The organism is Thalassotalea fusca (genome assembly GCF_053485835.1).
The window spans coordinates 1-14,965 of sequence record NZ_JBQRUN010000003.1; the positions used below are offsets into that span (position 1 = coordinate 1).

Consider the following 14,965-nt stretch of genomic DNA (forward strand, 5'->3'; position numbering starts at 1 on the left):
ACTCGATGTGAGAAGTATTGATTGTAATACCACGCTCACGCTCTTCTGGTGCGTTATCGATTTGTGCGAAATCGCGAACTTCACCACCGTGAGTTTTTGTTAACACTGCAGAGATAGCAGCTGTTAATGTAGTTTTACCATGGTCAACGTGTCCGATTGTACCAACGTTAACGTGCGGTTTCGAACGTTCAAATTTTTCTTTAGCCACTTTAAAATACCTCTAGGTAGATTAACAAAAGTAAAAAGTATAAATAAATTTTTTAAGAAAATTCTTAATTGAATATTTTGGAGTGGTGCTGATAGGCAGATTTGAACTGCCGACCTCACCCTTACCAAGGGTGCGCTCTACCAACTGAGCTATATCAGCACTACAACAGAATGGAGCGGACGGCGGGAATCGAACCCGCAGCTTTAGCTTGGAAGGCTAAGGTATTACCACTATACGACGTCCGCATTTTCAATCAGAATATCTCTGTAAAAATGGTGGAGGGAGGTGGATTCGAACCACCGAAGGCGGAGCCGTCAGATTTACAGTCTGATCCCTTTGGCCACTCGGGAACCCCTCCAAATTCTTTTCTCTAATAAAAGAGTATTAATGGTGCCGACTGCCGGAGTCGAACTGGCGACCTACTGATTACAAGTCAGTTGCTCTACCAACTGAGCTAAGTCGGCACTACATTAAGTGGTGCGAATTCTAGTGTAATGTTTTGCCCCTTGCAACAATTTATTTGAAAAAAAAATCACTTTCTGATCGTTTGATGTTTTTTTACGCAAGAAAGGCAGGAAATATAACGTTATCTGTTCAGATAACGACTCATTCCATGAAATATGAGATCTTTATGGTAAACGCAATCGCCAGAGATTTGCGTACTCAGAGATTCACCATCACCGCCCGTAAAAACCAGCTTGATACTCGGTGTATTTTTGGCAAAAAGATCATGTGCAAGTTTAACGCTGCCAACAACCGACGCCCAGCACCCTAGCTGCAAACATTGCTCAGTGCTAACACCAAAAGTCATTTCCGATAACTCCGTTCGACTACCAAACACTTTAGTCGTGCGTTGTAATATAGCGTCAAGTGCTGTTTGAATACCTGGCTGTATCCAACCACCTAAATGTTCCCCATCGTTATTTATTGCGTCGATAGTAAGTGCAGTTCCTGCATCAATAACTATCACAGGCTGATCAGGATACAGCTTATTAGCGCCTAATATCGCCAACCAACGATCTACACCTAAATTGCGATATTGTTCGTATGCGCAGATTACACCGAATGCGTGTTTCTCCGTGTTGATTTCTTCAGTCGCAATGCTGTGTTCCTTCCCCCAAGCAGAAATAGTCGCAAATAGTCGAGGATTATTTACACTAGCCACAAATACTTTTGCAACATCCGCATAGTTGTCCGAAAGATATTCAGCGGTAAATTGTTCGTTCGCAACTGTAAAAACATCTGACAGCTCACCATTGGGCAGTACTAAGCAAAACTTACTGCGGGTATTACCAATATCGACTAATAATGTCATTGCGCAGGCCTTAGACTAATTTCACCGCCATAGATTGGCTTCACAGCACCCTGCTGCTCAAGCAATAGTGCCCCTTGGGCATTGATACCTCGGCAAATTCCAGTGGTTTCTTTAGTACCGGAAATCAAGGTTACCCGCTGATTCAAATATTTGTCTCGTTGTAGCCAATCATTCACCATCGATGAAATCCCTGACTCCTCATGCGCTAAAAGACGTTTGTTCAAGCACTTTATGAGTTCGCCAACAAGTTCGTTTCTGTCGACACTTTGATTCACGTGCGATTGAATATCAGACCATGGTTGGTCAATTTTCTCTGCCATCTGCTCTGGCATATTTACATTCAAGCCAATACCTATAACGCTGTGGCACGGTTCTAACGCTTGTCCTTCCAACTCGATCAATATACCAGCCAATTTCCTATCATTTAAATAAATATCATTAGGCCATTTAAGCTGTGCATTAAGCTGATATAAATTTTGAATAGCATCACTTATTGCGAGTGCGACTACCACGTTAAGCCCCATGGCTGCTGCCATGCCCTGCTCCAAATACCAATACAAAGAAAAGTATATGTGTGATCCGAATGGTGACACCCAAGTTCTACCTCGTCGACCACGTCCTGCACTTTGAAACTCTGCTACACACACTTGACCTTTTTGCACTTGATTAGGTATACGTCTAAGTAGGAAGGTATTGGTAGAATCAATGACACTGTGAACTTCTATTTTGTTGGCACTGCATACGCTCGCACAATAGTTAGCGATGATTTGCTTATCTAATAGTTGAAGTGGTTCAGCAAGTCGATAGCCTTTACCTGTGACACGAAAAACATCAATCCCCATTTCTTCAAGCGCTTTAATATGCTTAGAAATGGCTGCTCTGCTAATACCGAGCGTTTCTCCGATTACTTGCCCTGAGACGAATTGACCAGCCGCCAGCTGCTCAATTAACCTTTCCCTAATCGAACTAGCCACCTTGCACCTCTATCACTTGATACCCTAATTGTCCCACCGTACGTACTTCTTGTTCTAATCTTATGCCGAAAACCCGATGAACAGTTGTTATTATCTGCTGTGCTAGTGAAACAACATCTTCTCCGGTCGCGCCACCACGATTAACTAGCACTAGCGCTTGTTTCTCATGTACACCTGCTTTGCCTACGGTTTGGCCCTTGAAACCGGCTTGTTCAATTAACCAAGCTGCAGGCAGTTTGATTGAGGCGTCCGGAAGCACATAATGTGGTACCTGAGCGTATTGATGCTGTAATGCCTGAAACGTTGAACTGCAAATAATAGGATTCTTAAAGAAACTTCCTGCGTTGGGAATTTCCTTAGGATCGGGCAACTTTTGTTGGCGTATTTCGATGACTGTTTGAAAAATCTCTTTTGCCGTTACTTTATCTGGTAGCTCATTCAAACCAGCATAGTTTTTAACGGGCTGCCATTGTTTAGGCAAAGCTAGAGTTACCTTGGTGATTACCCCTTTGTCTTTCAACGCCTGCTTAAAAACGCTATCTCTATAGCCAAATGCACAATCTGTTTTGTCGATGCGCTTTTCTGTGCCTGAGCCAAATTCATACCAATCAACTGATTGCAGGAAATCTGAGAGCTCAACGCCATATGCACCAATATTTTGAATTGGCGCAGCCCCGACACTTCCGGGTATTAAAGCAAGGTTTTCTAAGCCGTTAATGCCTTGTTCCAAGCAAAATTCAACTAACTGATGCCAGTTCTCGCCACAAGCTGCTGTCACAATAAAGTTGTCTTCTGTTTCAGTGATCGTAATACCTTTAATCAACAGGCGAACAATTATAGGTGTAAGCTCTTCAATAAACAGAGTATTTGTGCCCTCTCCCAATATATAGATATTTTCACCCGCCAGCGATTCAAATATCGACAATTCATCTAGGCTGGTAAGTTCATATAATTTGGGCGCAATCGCGGATAACGCAAACGAATTCAGATGAGTGAGAGAACAATTTTCTTTTAGGTGCATAACGTGATAAATGACGAGTTTTGTGTATTATATGTGACTTTATTCAGGATCACATTAAAGAAAGTGTGATGGTGTTGAACAACTACTTACTAACCCTGCTTTCTAACGGGTAGATTAATGATATTGTTGCTCTTGTTATAGTATTTATTGTGGTATTTTTCAGTGTTAATGTTCTCACTATGATTAATAACCACCCCTTCTACTGGTGCATTTACTTGTCGCAACATGCGTAATCCCGACAAGATTTGATCTCGTTTGGTTTTTCCACCATGCACCACATACAGCACGCTATCAACCACTTTTGAAATAATCACGGCATCACTCACCGCATTTACGGGTGGTGTTTCGATAATAATTCGATCGTAAAAATTGCCAAATACTTTAAGCAACATACTAAACCGTTTCATCGATAAGAATGCCAACGGGTTGGCCGGTGAAATACCGGAAGTCAAAATATCAAGCTTTGCCGTTTGGTCGCGATAAATACATTCATTGATTTGATGTGTCTTAGCCAACAAGTTTGATAATCCTGGACGATATAGATCTAAATCGAGGTTTTTGGCTACAGTTGGGTGTCGCATATCTGCTTCAATTAGTAATACCTTTTCCATTTCCGCAAAAGAGCGTGACAGCTGTAATGCTATGGTCGACTTACCTTCATTAGGTACCGATGAAGTAATAGCGATTATCTTTGGAGGCTTCTTCTCTCCACTAAACAATAAGGCGGTTCGTAATGTACGAATCGCCTCAGTAAAACGGTTATCTTTGTAATACGTCTTATCGTTTGGATCAATTTTGTTTGGTTTAATTTTCGGCAGCACAGCCAAAATATTGGCTTCATGAAAGCTGTCGAGTTTCCGTCTTGAATTCAAGGTATCAACCAGCATTTCTCGCATAATAATGATGATTGAAATTAGTGTCACAGCGACGATAAAGCTCAAGATAACGATAATGGTTTTGTTCGGCTTGAATTGACTCTTAGGCGTTACCGCTTTGTCAATAAATCGCACATAAAAGTTTGATTTATAATTCCCCATGGCGTCAGCTTCTTTCAGCCTGACCAAATAGTTATTGTATAGCTCTTTATTCGTTTCAACTTCACGCTTAAGTTGAGAGAACTTATTATTGAGTCCAGTTAAACGAAGATAATTTGCTTTAGCTTTTGCCAACCTCGATTCAGTTGCTTTAACCATCTGGAGCACAGCGTAATAATCTTTCTCAATTGACAAAACAATGTCATTTACTTGTTGAGCAATACGTTGATTGATCGCTTCCAACTCAGCCTGTACCGCAATGTATTTAGGATGTTTAGGACCATACCTTTGCTGTAGCTCGTGAAATTTACGTACCACTTTTTCTTCTGAGCGTTGTAGTTCGATGTAAGTTGGCTGCTTACTTACTTGGGGTAAGTCGATGAGTTGCACAATATCGTTCTTATTAGCTTGCACATACTCATATGTAACCTTTAAATCATCGGCTTCTTTTGAGGCACGTAAAGCAGAAGAAGTTAATTCTGTTAATTCCGCGCCAACGAGGCCAACAACACCTTGAATATCAACTATCCCCTCTGATTCGCGATAACTTTGCAACGCTTGCTCAGATAGTTCCAGTTTTTTGCCCAGTTCTTCCAGTTGGTCGACTAGCCACTGTGACGTACTTTCTTTTGATGCGCTGTGAATCTCATCTTGATATTTCAAATAGGTTTGTCCTATCTGATTGGCGACTTGCTTAGCTAGCTCAGGGGTATAAGTGGCAAAAGTAATTTTGACAAACTCAGTGCCCGCGATCGGTGAAATTGTAAGGCGTTGACGAAACATCGACGCCACTTGGCCGATAGGCCGTACGCCGTTGCTCTTATTAAGCTTACTTAAAAATTTTACTTTGTCGTTGTATTTGCCACTATTAAAATCTATATGCTGCGTGAGATTTAGCTGCGATATCACACGTTCTGCAAATTTTCTCGAACGTAAAAGTTCGTATTGTGTTTGAATTTGCTCTTTACTGGCACTTGATTCATTAAAGGCATCATTAATGGACAAAGTATTACGCGGTTTATTACTACCTATTTGTAGAATCGAAGTGGCTTGGAATGAAGGTTTAAGCAAAGAAACATAAAATGCCACCATGGCCGTTAGCAATAGTGAAAAGAATAGAATTTTCCATTTTCGCGTCCATAACGGTGTAAGCACTTCTTGAAGTGCGACCTCGTCTTGTAACGCATTATGATGATTAGATTCTATGGTGTTCAAAAAAAGCTTTGCTCTATTTCTATAATATCATCCGGATAAACTTCCGTAACGACAGTACCTATAATTGTTATCGTTTTCCCGTCAACAACACGTGTTATCTTCCAATCAGTTTTAGACGCCCTGCTCGCTAGTCCGCCTGCAAGTGCAATCGCCTTATCCAGCGTCAAATCTTCTTGGTATGGATACCCTCCTGGTTTTTTAACCTGACCATGAATGAAAAAAGGCCGGTATTGGACTATTGCAACCTGTACCTGCGGATTAACTAAGTAGTCACCGAGTAATCCGTTGTGAATAGTCGCTTCTAATTCTTTCGTTGTTAACCCCACAACTTGAATATCATCAAGAAATGGAAACGAAATTATGCCCGATTTATTCACCCTAACCTTTCTGGTTAAGTCTGGTTCACCATATACCGAAATTTCAATATGGTCTCCCGGCCCAACCCTATAATCTTTTGCATAACAATGCGTTACCTGTAAACAAATTAACAACAACAAGCAAAATCGCATAAATTTCATCCAATTTTATCTCAGATACTAACACTAAAACCGATTGAAAAGCTATTTCTTTGGTAATTAAGTGTCGGTTCAGAGTTATCTAAACTTCGAAAATTAAACTTACCATAAAAAGACAACCAATCATTTCGATTATAATGCAGCGCGACTTCTCCGACCAGATAATCTTCTTTATCGGTACGATTAGCGAAAATCAGCTGTTCGTCATCAATACCTAAGAGCACATTTAATTTCATGTGTGATGAAAATGCATACATGGAAGAAAGCTGATATCTATCAACAACACGAAAACTATCTGCTAGCCGATTCGCCGCAACATAGTCGCGTGATGAAGATAACGAAACCGAAAAATAATCTGACGGTTGCCAGTGACCATCTATCTTCCATTTTAAACTGCTATCATCCTGTAAAAGCGCTTGGTCAAACGAAATATGCTGGTAACCAATAAGCGCACTCACTCGTGTAATGTCGGTTGACTGCCAACGGTAACCAACTAACGCTTCCCACTTAGTTTCGTTAAGTGTGTTATTGTATTTAAAGTCTGATTGAGAAACCTTTGCTTCAGTGCCTATATAAGATTTGCCAGACAATAAATAATCGAACGATAGTCCAGCATAAATAGATTGTTGGTCTAAATTACGTGTAGTTGCTCTGCGCGTGTTATATCGCTTTGTGTCAAAGCCTCCTTCAACCGTTAGTTGTGCCACCGACTCTTCATGTCCAAATTGATACCCAAGGGAGGCACCACTTTGTTGCCATTCATCAGGGCGATCGATTGACTCTGCATCACCAATAGACAAACCCGTACCGCGCTCTTCACCTACTTGATCATACGTTCCCTGAATGAAAAATCGCTTATTATGTGCAAACTTGTACTGATAACCCGCTTCAAGTGCAGCATTTGTGCGATCGTCATGTGAAAATTCAGCATGTCGGTAAAGCTCAGACGACAATGCAAGAGAATATAGTTGTGCGCCAGAGGCTGCCTTCATCTTAGCACTCGGAGCGATACGCCAAAAGCCAGTTGATTGCTCTTGTTCAGGTTGATAAAGGAAGTTATCAAGATAACCATACTCAGTTGACAGAGACACTTCAAACAAATTTGCCGCACTGGCAACTGAAGAGTTTTGTGCAAATACGAGGGAACTAAATACCCCTCCCAGTAAACTTACCAATAAGCCTTTACCACGTAGCTTCATAAACAACCTACAACGTTTTTATTATTTGTTGTCATTGCACCGTAATTAACGAGAGAACACAAGCAATTTGATACAATTTTTTTACAAAACGCATCGTAATTTAGGCCAAAAAAAACCGCTGATAATTCAGCGGTATTGTTGTTAGCTAACTTCTCTTATGGCTAAGTCACTAAAATGTGTTTCGTTTAAATGATAAAGCAAAGCCGTTTCGTCGCAGTTATCTTGTCGAGGACACAGATCACAGTCCTTCATCACTTTCTCAGGCAGCTTTTCTTTCTTGTCTAAGCAAAATCCTAAACGCTGAAAGAATTCCGGTTTTCTCGTTAGAACTAAGATACGATTTAGTGACAACTTTGTCGCGCGCTCTAACAAGTATTCTACCAGCGCTTTACCGTAGCCCTTTCCTTGATAATTGACCGAAACCCCAAGCGAGCGAATTTCCGCAAGACCAGTGCTGTATATGTATAGTGCAGCACAAGCACAAACCTGACCATTTTCCTCTATCACAGCGAAGTCGCGAATCGACTTGATTAATTCATCTTCGGCACGGGGCAAGTTTTCTTCTTTGCTCGCCCAATAGTCAACCAGTTTGCTAATTGCCCTTATATCCGTAAGTTTCGCATCGCGAACCGTATAATCTGATGTGCCTAAGCTGTGGCGATATTTCGCAATAATATCACTGACAGGTTTAATGCCCGTGCCACCAAGAATATTCCGCTTATCAACGAGGTACTCTAACTCTAATATTGGATATACATCATCCTCGATTAATGACGAAAACTGTTTTAGTTCATCTAACCTGAGGCTTTCAATCGGCTCTTGCTGACTAAGCGCATATAATACCACTTCACCCGACACTTCATGCGCCGTTCTAAATGGCATCCCTTTACCAACAAGATAATCAGCTAGTTCAGTTGCATTAGCATAACCTTCGCGGGCCGCCTTTTGACACGAAGCACTGTTTATTTCTATTGAATTGATTACTTCAGCAGCCATTAACAAACAACTGTGCCATTGAGCAACAGTTTCGAACAAACCTTCTTTGTCTTCTTGCAAATCTTTGTTATAGGCCATTGGCAAGCCTTTTAAAGTCACCAGTAAGCCATGCAACGCACCGTATATCCGGCCACATTTGCCACGGATGAGTTCCAAGGCATCCGGGTTCTTCTTCTGTGGCATTAATGAAGATCCCGACGTAACTTGGTCGCCTAATGTAATAAAATTAGCTTCTCCAGAGTTGAAGAAAATCAAATCTTCTGCAAACCGTGATAAATGCATCATACTGGCACTGGCTGCGAATAGTACCTCAAGCACAAAGTCGCGGTCAGAAACGGCATCAAGGCTATTGACACAAGCACTGTCGAATCCTAAAGATTGAGCGAGTTGTTCACGGTCTATCGCATAAGTAGTTCCCGCCAGCGCGCCACTACCTAAAGGACACTGATTGAGCCGTTTACGGGCATCACTTAACCGACTGGCATCACGCTTGAACATTTCGATATACGCTAAACACCAATGGGCAAACCTTACTGGCTGAGCGCGCTGCAAATGTGTATAACCCGGCAAGATATGCTCTTGATTATTTTCAGCCAATGTTAACAACTGCTGTTGGCACATGTTTAATGCTTCAATTAGCAGATCAATTTGTTCACGAGTCCAAAGGCGCAAATCTGTCGCCACCTGATCATTTCTGCTTCTACCCGTGTGTAATTTTCTTGCAATATCACCGAGTTGAGCCGTCAATTCCGACTCTACCCAGCTATGAATATCTTCAGCATTTGAATCGAGAATATTGACATCACCACATTCCACCTTGATCGCCAAGTCAGTGAGTGCCTGCTCCATTTGCTGCTGTTCTTCAAGCGTTAACACACCCGCACTATGAATCGCTTTTGACCACCCAATTGAACCTTGTATGTCTTGTTTTGCCAAAACATAGTCAAAAGGCAATGAGTCATTAAATGCTTTAAATAGATCGCTACTGCCAGCCTTAAACCGGCCTCCCCATAAAGCCATAATTATTCCCCTATTCGTATTGAGTCGACTGTTTCAATGCGTTAATTCTGCTCGACAAGCTAAACAAACGAATAAAGCCTTCTGCATGCTGTTGGTCATATACGTCATCGGCACCAAATGTAGCAAACGCTTCCGAATATAAACTATTTGGTGATTGACGCTGCGTTACAATGGCTTGCCCTTTGTACATCTTAACCACTACATCACCAGTTACCTGCTCCGACAGTGAAGAGGCCGCTGCCAGTTGAGCTTTGGCTAAAGGCGTGAACCAACGCCCGTCATAGATAACGTGTGAAAACTCCAATGCCACTGACTCTCTGAATTTTAACGACTCTTTATCCAGTATCAGCGACTCTAAACCTTTATATGCCGCCATAAGTACGGTACCACCCGGTGTTTCATAACAGCCTCTCGACTTCATACCAACTAAACGGTTTTCAACGATATCAATCCTACCGACACCATGAATTGCCGCCTTATTGTTTAGGTAGACTAGCGATTGGTATGGCGTCATTTTCTCACCATCAACTGACACGAGTTCACCGTGCTCAAACGACAACGTGACATATTCAGGCACATCGGGAGCATCCATAGGATCGACCGTCATGGTCCAAACTTCTTTAGACGGTTCACACCAAGGATCTTCCAGTTCACCACCTTCATGTGAGATATGCCAAGCATTAGCGTCACGGCTATATATTTTGGTGAGTGACGCCGAACAAGGAATGTCTCTTTGGGCTAAGTAATTCAACAGGTCTTCACGTGAGACCATATCCCATTCACGCCAAGGTGCGATCACGGTAAGATGTGGTGCTAATGCGGCAAAACAAGACTCAAAGCGTACTTGGTCATTTCCTTTACCTGTGCAACCGTGACAAACGGCATCCGCACCAACTTTCAACGCGACTTCAACATGTGCTTTGGCAATGATAGGGCGCGCCATTGACGTGCCGAGCAAATATTGCCCTTCGTACACTGCCCCCGTTTTCACAATCGGGTAAATATAATCTTTTACAAAGGCTTCTTTTAAGTCAACAACGTGACATTCTGACGCGCCAGACGCTATCGCCTTTTCTTGAATACCTGCCAACTCCTCTTCGCCTTGTCCTACATCTGCACAAAACGCGACTACTTCGCAACCATCGTAATTTTCTTTTAACCAGGGGATGATCGCTGATGTATCAAGTCCACCCGAGTAAGCCAGTACCACTTTTTTAATTTGTTTATTCTTTGCTAGTGCCATTTTTAATACCTTAGAATTCGTAAATTTTATGTTTAATCAAGACTATGCGTTAACCAAGTAAAGAAACCAGCACCGCATTCTGTGCCCACATCCTATTTTCGGCCTGTTGCATTGCAATTGAGCACTCACTGTCAAAAAGTGACTGAGTTATTTCATGCCCTAAATGAGCGGGTTGACAATGCATCACCTTCGACGCTTGCGCGTGAGACATTACCGAGTGGTTGACCTGGTATGGCGTAAAGGCTTTGATGATGTCTTTTTCCGCAGCATTATTGCCCATTGAAATCCACGTATCGGTGTAGATCACATCTTGAGAGCCAATATCATTTACATCGTTCACCAATTGCAATTTGGCACCTGATGAAGCCGCTAGCGTTTGGGCTTTGCTATAAATGAATGCCGAAGGGCTATATTGCTTAGGGCAAACTAAAGTGAAATTTACACCTAACGTTGCAGCCATTAGCATCAACGAATGAGACACATTATTGCCGTCACCCACATAGGCTAAGTTAACGTTGCTTAAGTCATCAAACTGCTCCGATAACGTAACGAAGTCGGCCAATGCTTGGCACGGGTGATACAAATTGCATAGTGCATTAATGACCGGTATGTTGGCGTGTTCAGCAAGTCCTTCAAGTACCTGATGATCAAATACTCTTGCAACAATAGCATCAGACCAACACGCGAGATTTTTGGCAACATCAGATACACGTTCACGTGCACCCAAGTTACCATTTTGCTGACCAATATATAGCGCATGTCCACCTAGCTTTTGTATGCCAATGTCGAAGCTAATGTGTGTGCGCAACGACGGCTTTTCGAACAACATGACAATCGATTTTCCAGCTAGCGATTGCTGAAATTTTGCAGGGTTATTTTTGATTTCTTTTGCGAGCGAGATTAGCGACTCGAGTTGTGATTTATCTAGCTGATCGTCAGCGAGAAAATGAGAAAAAGACATAAGTACTCCAATTAAACGAAGTTAAAAACCAATAGAAAAATAAATTAATTCAAGCTAGGTTGTACGCGGGTGCCAATGGCTTCACCTGCGAGCAAATTAACGATTTGCTCAGGATGCTTCCAACTCGCAACCGCGATACTTCGTCGTAATTGGTTAGCTGCATTTAACGCAGCATTAATTTTTGCTGTCATGCCACCAGAGATTACCCCTTGAATGATCAAGAGCTCGGCGAGTGATTGATCAATTGATGTAAGGTAAGCTCCATCACTTCCTTTAACACCATTAACGTCCGTCAGAAGCAATAACTCGGCATTGAGTAACTGACAAATGACAACGGCTGCATCATCTGCATTGACGTTAACCAGTTCACCAGTATTGAGGGCACCGATTGAAGAGATAACTGGCAAGAAGTTGCTACTCAACAGCGTATCCAGCAGCTTACTGCTATTGGCAGTTGGTAAGCCAACACAGCCTAGGTCAGCAGGATTTAGTTCACATGAAACAATTCCACCATCGGCTAAAGATAAGCCAACCGCTGACAAACCTTTACCCATTGCCTGCGCAACAATGGCTTTATTAACTGTGCCCGCTAAAGCGCCACTGACAATGTTCATGTGTGACTTCGGAGTAACTCGCAGGCCGTTCTTCTTCTCTGAAGTAAACCCTGCCTGATCTAGCATGTCATCCACCATACAACCGCCGCCATGTACCAACACCACCTTTTGATTTTTCATCAATTTGATAGTTTCCAGCAGCTTTGACAACGCATCTTGGCTCGTTAAAATTGCCCCACCAATTTTAATCACTAACGGCTTAATCACAGCAAGGCTCCTTTTACTAAACAATAGGCATTTGGCAAACCCAAAGAAATGTTGGCACATTGGATTGCTTGCGATGCAGCACCTTTAAGTAGATTATCGATTGCACAACAGGCTACAAGCGTTTGTGTTTGTTCATCATATTGCCAATAAACATCGGCAAATGGTGTATGAACAACATCATCAATTTTAGGGGGTGACTGCTTTATTCTAACAATCTGACTGTGTTGGTAGGCTGCGGTGTACGCGTTTGACACGTCGGAAATTGTTACGCCTTGCTTTAGCTGCAAAGTAACCGTAGTTAATAAGCCACGCTTGAATGGCGCAAGGTGCGGATTAAAGATCACCTTAGCACCAGCTTCCTGAGTAATTTCTGGTTGATGACGGTGCTGCAATAAGTTGTACGGCGTTAGGCTCACTTCGTTGAAACTTGTGGCAAGTGATGCTTTCCTACCAGCACCACTCACACCACTAATACCGTTAATAACGATCAAGGTGTTATCAAGCTGCAACGCATGTTCAGTAATGGGTTTCAGCGCAGTTAAACTGGCTGTTGGATAACATCCAGGTACCGCTATAAGCGAAGCGTTAGCAATATCGGCAGCATACCAGTCAGCTAAGCCATAAATTGCATTTTGCAATAGATCAACGTTTGCGTGCTTAAAGCCATAGTATTTGGGATAATCTTCTGCATTATTTAGTCTGAAGCCGCCGGATAAATCGAATACTTTCTTGCCTGCATTCAGGAACTTTTCCGCCCATAGAGCGCTATATTCATGAGGTGTCGCAAAAAATACGGCATCAATAGAATCCACATTTTCAACAAACCATTGTTCTGAAAACGGTATTAGTGGTAAGTGGCAAACTTTATCTAGCTTTGGATGTAAATCACAAACTAATTGGCCACTAGCATCGCTGTTTTCAGAAACAAGCACATGTTCTAAACGGATCACCTCGTGAGCACTTATCAATGCGATAAGTTCAGCCCCCACATAACCGCTTGCACCTACTATTGCTACCTTCATTACCCCACCACAGTTAATTTTGCAATTCTATGCAACACCAAAAAATTAATAAGTATTACCAACAAAGTAACGCCCTAGCGTAAAAAACCCACAAAAACCTGACAAACCGCTATTGCAGTCAGTACGCATTTTACGTAATCTTGATTTTACGTTAGTCATCATTTGCGCAGAGCATATCAACACATGGGTAGATATGCAACAAAAGAGCATAACTATTTTAAAGGTTTATCATGCTACCAAATTTCGAAGCTGCACTCAGCGCGTTAATTGCTACGCCGTCCATGAGTTCAACAGATGCAAAGTGGGATCAGGGAAATTTGCCTGTCATTCAATTGTTGGCAACTTGGTTTGAGCAATTGGGGTTTACTATCAGCATTGAACAAGTCCCGCATAGCAAGAATAAATATAACTTGCTAGCAAAGCTGGGTAGTGGTGAAGGAGGCTTATTATTATCTGGGCATAGCGACACAGTTCCATACGACGAGAACCGATGGCAAAGTGATCCCTTCAAATTAAAAGACGCTGATAACAGATTTTACGGGCTTGGAACGTGTGACATGAAAGGTTTTTTTGCCTTCATATTGCAAGCTTGTAAACATCTAGACCTTAAAAAGATGCACAAACCGCTATATGTACTGGCAACCGCAGATGAAGAAACCACAATGGCAGGAGCACGATTCTTTGCCAAACAACAGCTCATTCGACCTGATGCTGCCATTATTGGCGAGCCAACCTCTTTAGTACCTGTTGTAATGCACAAGGGACATATGTCACATCGAATTGCCATCGTAGGCCAATCTGGTCATTCGAGCCAACCCGATAAAGGTATCAATGCAATTGAGTTGATGCATCAGGTTGTAACTGACTTGTTGAAACTAAAGTCTCAATTGTCGAAACAATATCAACATGAAGCCTTCGAAGTGCCATACCCTACACTTAATTTAGGGGCGATTAGGGGCGGTGATAACGCTAACAGGATATGCGGTTATTGCCAATTGGATATTGATCTACGTGCTATTCCAGGACAATCAGACGAAGAACTTACCGCTTTGCTGTTACAAGCTTTGGCTCCCATCAAGCAGCAGTTTCCTGAACGCATCACGGTTACGGAATTACATCCCAGTTCTCCAAGCTTTTCGCAGGATGCGTCTTCTCAACTTGTCGCTTTTTCAGAAAAAGAAACGACGAACAAGTGTTGCGCTGTTAACTATGCTACTGAAGCCCCCTATATTCAATCGCTAGGCTGCCAAACGATTGTTTTGGGACCAGGTTCAATTAGCCAAGCTCATCAGCCCAATGAATTTTTGCTGCATAGCGAAATAACGCAGACAGAACGCTTTTTGATGCACGCTATTAAACAATATTGCTTAACATGATTGATATGATGAGTGTTCAAGCAAATAATGGTAGTACTTATTGGA

The 14,965-nt window shown here is 42.2% G+C and carries 13 protein-coding genes and 4 tRNA genes; 1 reads left to right on the plus strand and 16 read right to left on the minus strand.

Annotated features, from left to right (window positions below; genetic code table 11):
* The 16 genes from ACSLUK_RS04390 to argC all read right to left on the minus strand — a co-directional run.
* Positions 1-208: GTP-binding protein (locus ACSLUK_RS04390; RefSeq protein WP_448547311.1), on the minus strand; the 208-nt coding region annotated here is incomplete at its 3' end.
* Between the two features lie 83 nt (positions 209-291).
* Positions 292-367 (minus strand) — tRNA-Thr (locus ACSLUK_RS04395).
* A 12-nt stretch (positions 368-379) separates the two neighbouring features.
* Positions 380-453: transfer RNA gene (locus ACSLUK_RS04400), tRNA-Gly, on the minus strand.
* Positions 454-481: 28 nt separating this feature from the next.
* A tRNA-Tyr gene (locus ACSLUK_RS04405) sits at positions 482-566 on the minus strand.
* A 30-nt stretch (positions 567-596) separates the two neighbouring features.
* Positions 597-672 (minus strand) — tRNA-Thr (locus ACSLUK_RS04410).
* Between the two features lie 122 nt (positions 673-794).
* Entirely contained in the window at positions 795-1,523 is a 729-nt protein-coding gene (locus ACSLUK_RS04415; RefSeq protein WP_448547312.1) for a type III pantothenate kinase, read from the minus strand.
* On the minus strand, positions 1,520-2,497 hold the full coding sequence (gene birA, locus ACSLUK_RS04420; protein ID WP_448547313.1) for a bifunctional biotin--[acetyl-CoA-carboxylase] ligase/biotin operon repressor BirA: 978 nt from the start codon (positions 2,495-2,497) through the stop codon (positions 1,520-1,522). The genes ACSLUK_RS04415 and birA overlap by 4 nt, the downstream gene beginning before the upstream one ends.
* Entirely contained in the window at positions 2,490-3,518 is a 1,029-nt protein-coding gene (gene murB / locus ACSLUK_RS04425; protein WP_448547314.1) for a UDP-N-acetylmuramate dehydrogenase, read from the minus strand. The genes birA and murB overlap by 8 nt, the downstream gene beginning before the upstream one ends.
* Before the next feature lie 89 nt (positions 3,519-3,607).
* The gene (locus ACSLUK_RS04430; RefSeq protein ID WP_448547315.1) at positions 3,608-5,767 is read right to left on the minus strand and encodes a GumC family protein; all 2,160 of its coding nucleotides are present in this window, start codon (positions 5,765-5,767) and stop codon (positions 3,608-3,610) included.
* Positions 5,764-6,285 (minus strand): polysaccharide biosynthesis/export family protein, encoded by a 522-nt coding sequence (locus ACSLUK_RS04435; RefSeq protein ID WP_448547316.1) that lies wholly within the window; start codon positions 6,283-6,285, stop codon positions 5,764-5,766. Before ACSLUK_RS04435 ends, ACSLUK_RS04430 begins: the two co-directional genes overlap by 4 nt.
* Positions 6,286-6,296: 11 nt before the next feature.
* Positions 6,297-7,481, minus strand: coding sequence for an outer membrane beta-barrel protein (locus ACSLUK_RS04440; protein ID WP_448547317.1), 1,185 nt, complete (start codon positions 7,479-7,481; stop codon positions 6,297-6,299).
* Positions 7,482-7,622: 141 nt separating this feature from the next.
* On the minus strand, positions 7,623-9,497 hold the full coding sequence (gene argH / locus ACSLUK_RS04445; RefSeq protein WP_448547318.1) for an argininosuccinate lyase: 1,875 nt from the start codon (positions 9,495-9,497) through the stop codon (positions 7,623-7,625).
* 10 nt (positions 9,498-9,507) lie between these two features.
* Entirely contained in the window at positions 9,508-10,740 is a 1,233-nt protein-coding gene (locus ACSLUK_RS04450) for an argininosuccinate synthase (protein ID WP_448547319.1), read from the minus strand.
* 49 nt (positions 10,741-10,789) lie between these two features.
* On the minus strand, positions 10,790-11,701 hold the full coding sequence (locus tag ACSLUK_RS04455; RefSeq protein WP_448547320.1) for an ornithine carbamoyltransferase: 912 nt from the start codon (positions 11,699-11,701) through the stop codon (positions 10,790-10,792).
* A gap of 44 nt (positions 11,702-11,745) precedes the next feature.
* The gene (argB, locus tag ACSLUK_RS04460; RefSeq protein WP_448547321.1) at positions 11,746-12,522 is read right to left on the minus strand and encodes an acetylglutamate kinase; all 777 of its coding nucleotides are present in this window, start codon (positions 12,520-12,522) and stop codon (positions 11,746-11,748) included.
* Complete coding sequence (gene argC / locus ACSLUK_RS04465; protein WP_448547322.1) at positions 12,519-13,544, minus strand: N-acetyl-gamma-glutamyl-phosphate reductase; 1,026 nt, start codon at positions 13,542-13,544, stop codon at positions 12,519-12,521. The genes argB and argC overlap by 4 nt, the downstream gene beginning before the upstream one ends.
* A gap of 230 nt (positions 13,545-13,774) precedes the next feature.
* Here argC and argE point away from each other — a divergent pair, with 230 nt between their 5' ends.
* A complete protein-coding gene (gene argE / locus ACSLUK_RS04470; protein ID WP_448547323.1) occupies positions 13,775-14,920 on the plus strand; it encodes an acetylornithine deacetylase in 1,146 nt (381 codons plus the stop codon).
* The last annotated feature ends 45 nt before the right edge of the window (positions 14,921-14,965 follow it).

What these genes read in the sequence shown, in the direction of transcription:
- ACSLUK_RS04435 (WP_448547316.1), bottom strand. Translation starts at nt 6,285, where the DNA reads ATGAAATTTATGCGATTTTGCTTGTTGTTGTTAATTTGTTTACAGGTA.
- murB (WP_448547314.1), bottom strand. Translation starts at nt 3,518, where the DNA reads ATGCACCTAAAAGAAAATTGTTCTCTCACTCATCTGAATTCGTTTGCG.
- ACSLUK_RS04415 (WP_448547312.1), bottom strand. Translation starts at nt 1,523, where the DNA reads ATGACATTATTAGTCGATATTGGTAATACCCGCAGTAAGTTTTGCTTA.
- argE (WP_448547323.1), top strand. Translation starts at nt 13,775, where the DNA reads ATGCTACCAAATTTCGAAGCTGCACTCAGCGCGTTAATTGCTACGCCG.
- ACSLUK_RS04450 (WP_448547319.1), bottom strand. Translation starts at nt 10,740, where the DNA reads ATGGCACTAGCAAAGAATAAACAAATTAAAAAAGTGGTACTGGCTTAC.
- ACSLUK_RS04440 (WP_448547317.1), bottom strand. Translation starts at nt 7,481, where the DNA reads ATGAAGCTACGTGGTAAAGGCTTATTGGTAAGTTTACTGGGAGGGGTA.
- argH (WP_448547318.1), bottom strand. Translation starts at nt 9,497, where the DNA reads ATGGCTTTATGGGGAGGCCGGTTTAAGGCTGGCAGTAGCGATCTATTT.
- argC (WP_448547322.1), bottom strand. Translation starts at nt 13,544, where the DNA reads ATGAAGGTAGCAATAGTAGGTGCAAGCGGTTATGTGGGGGCTGAACTT.
- ACSLUK_RS04455 (WP_448547320.1), bottom strand. Translation starts at nt 11,701, where the DNA reads ATGTCTTTTTCTCATTTTCTCGCTGACGATCAGCTAGATAAATCACAA.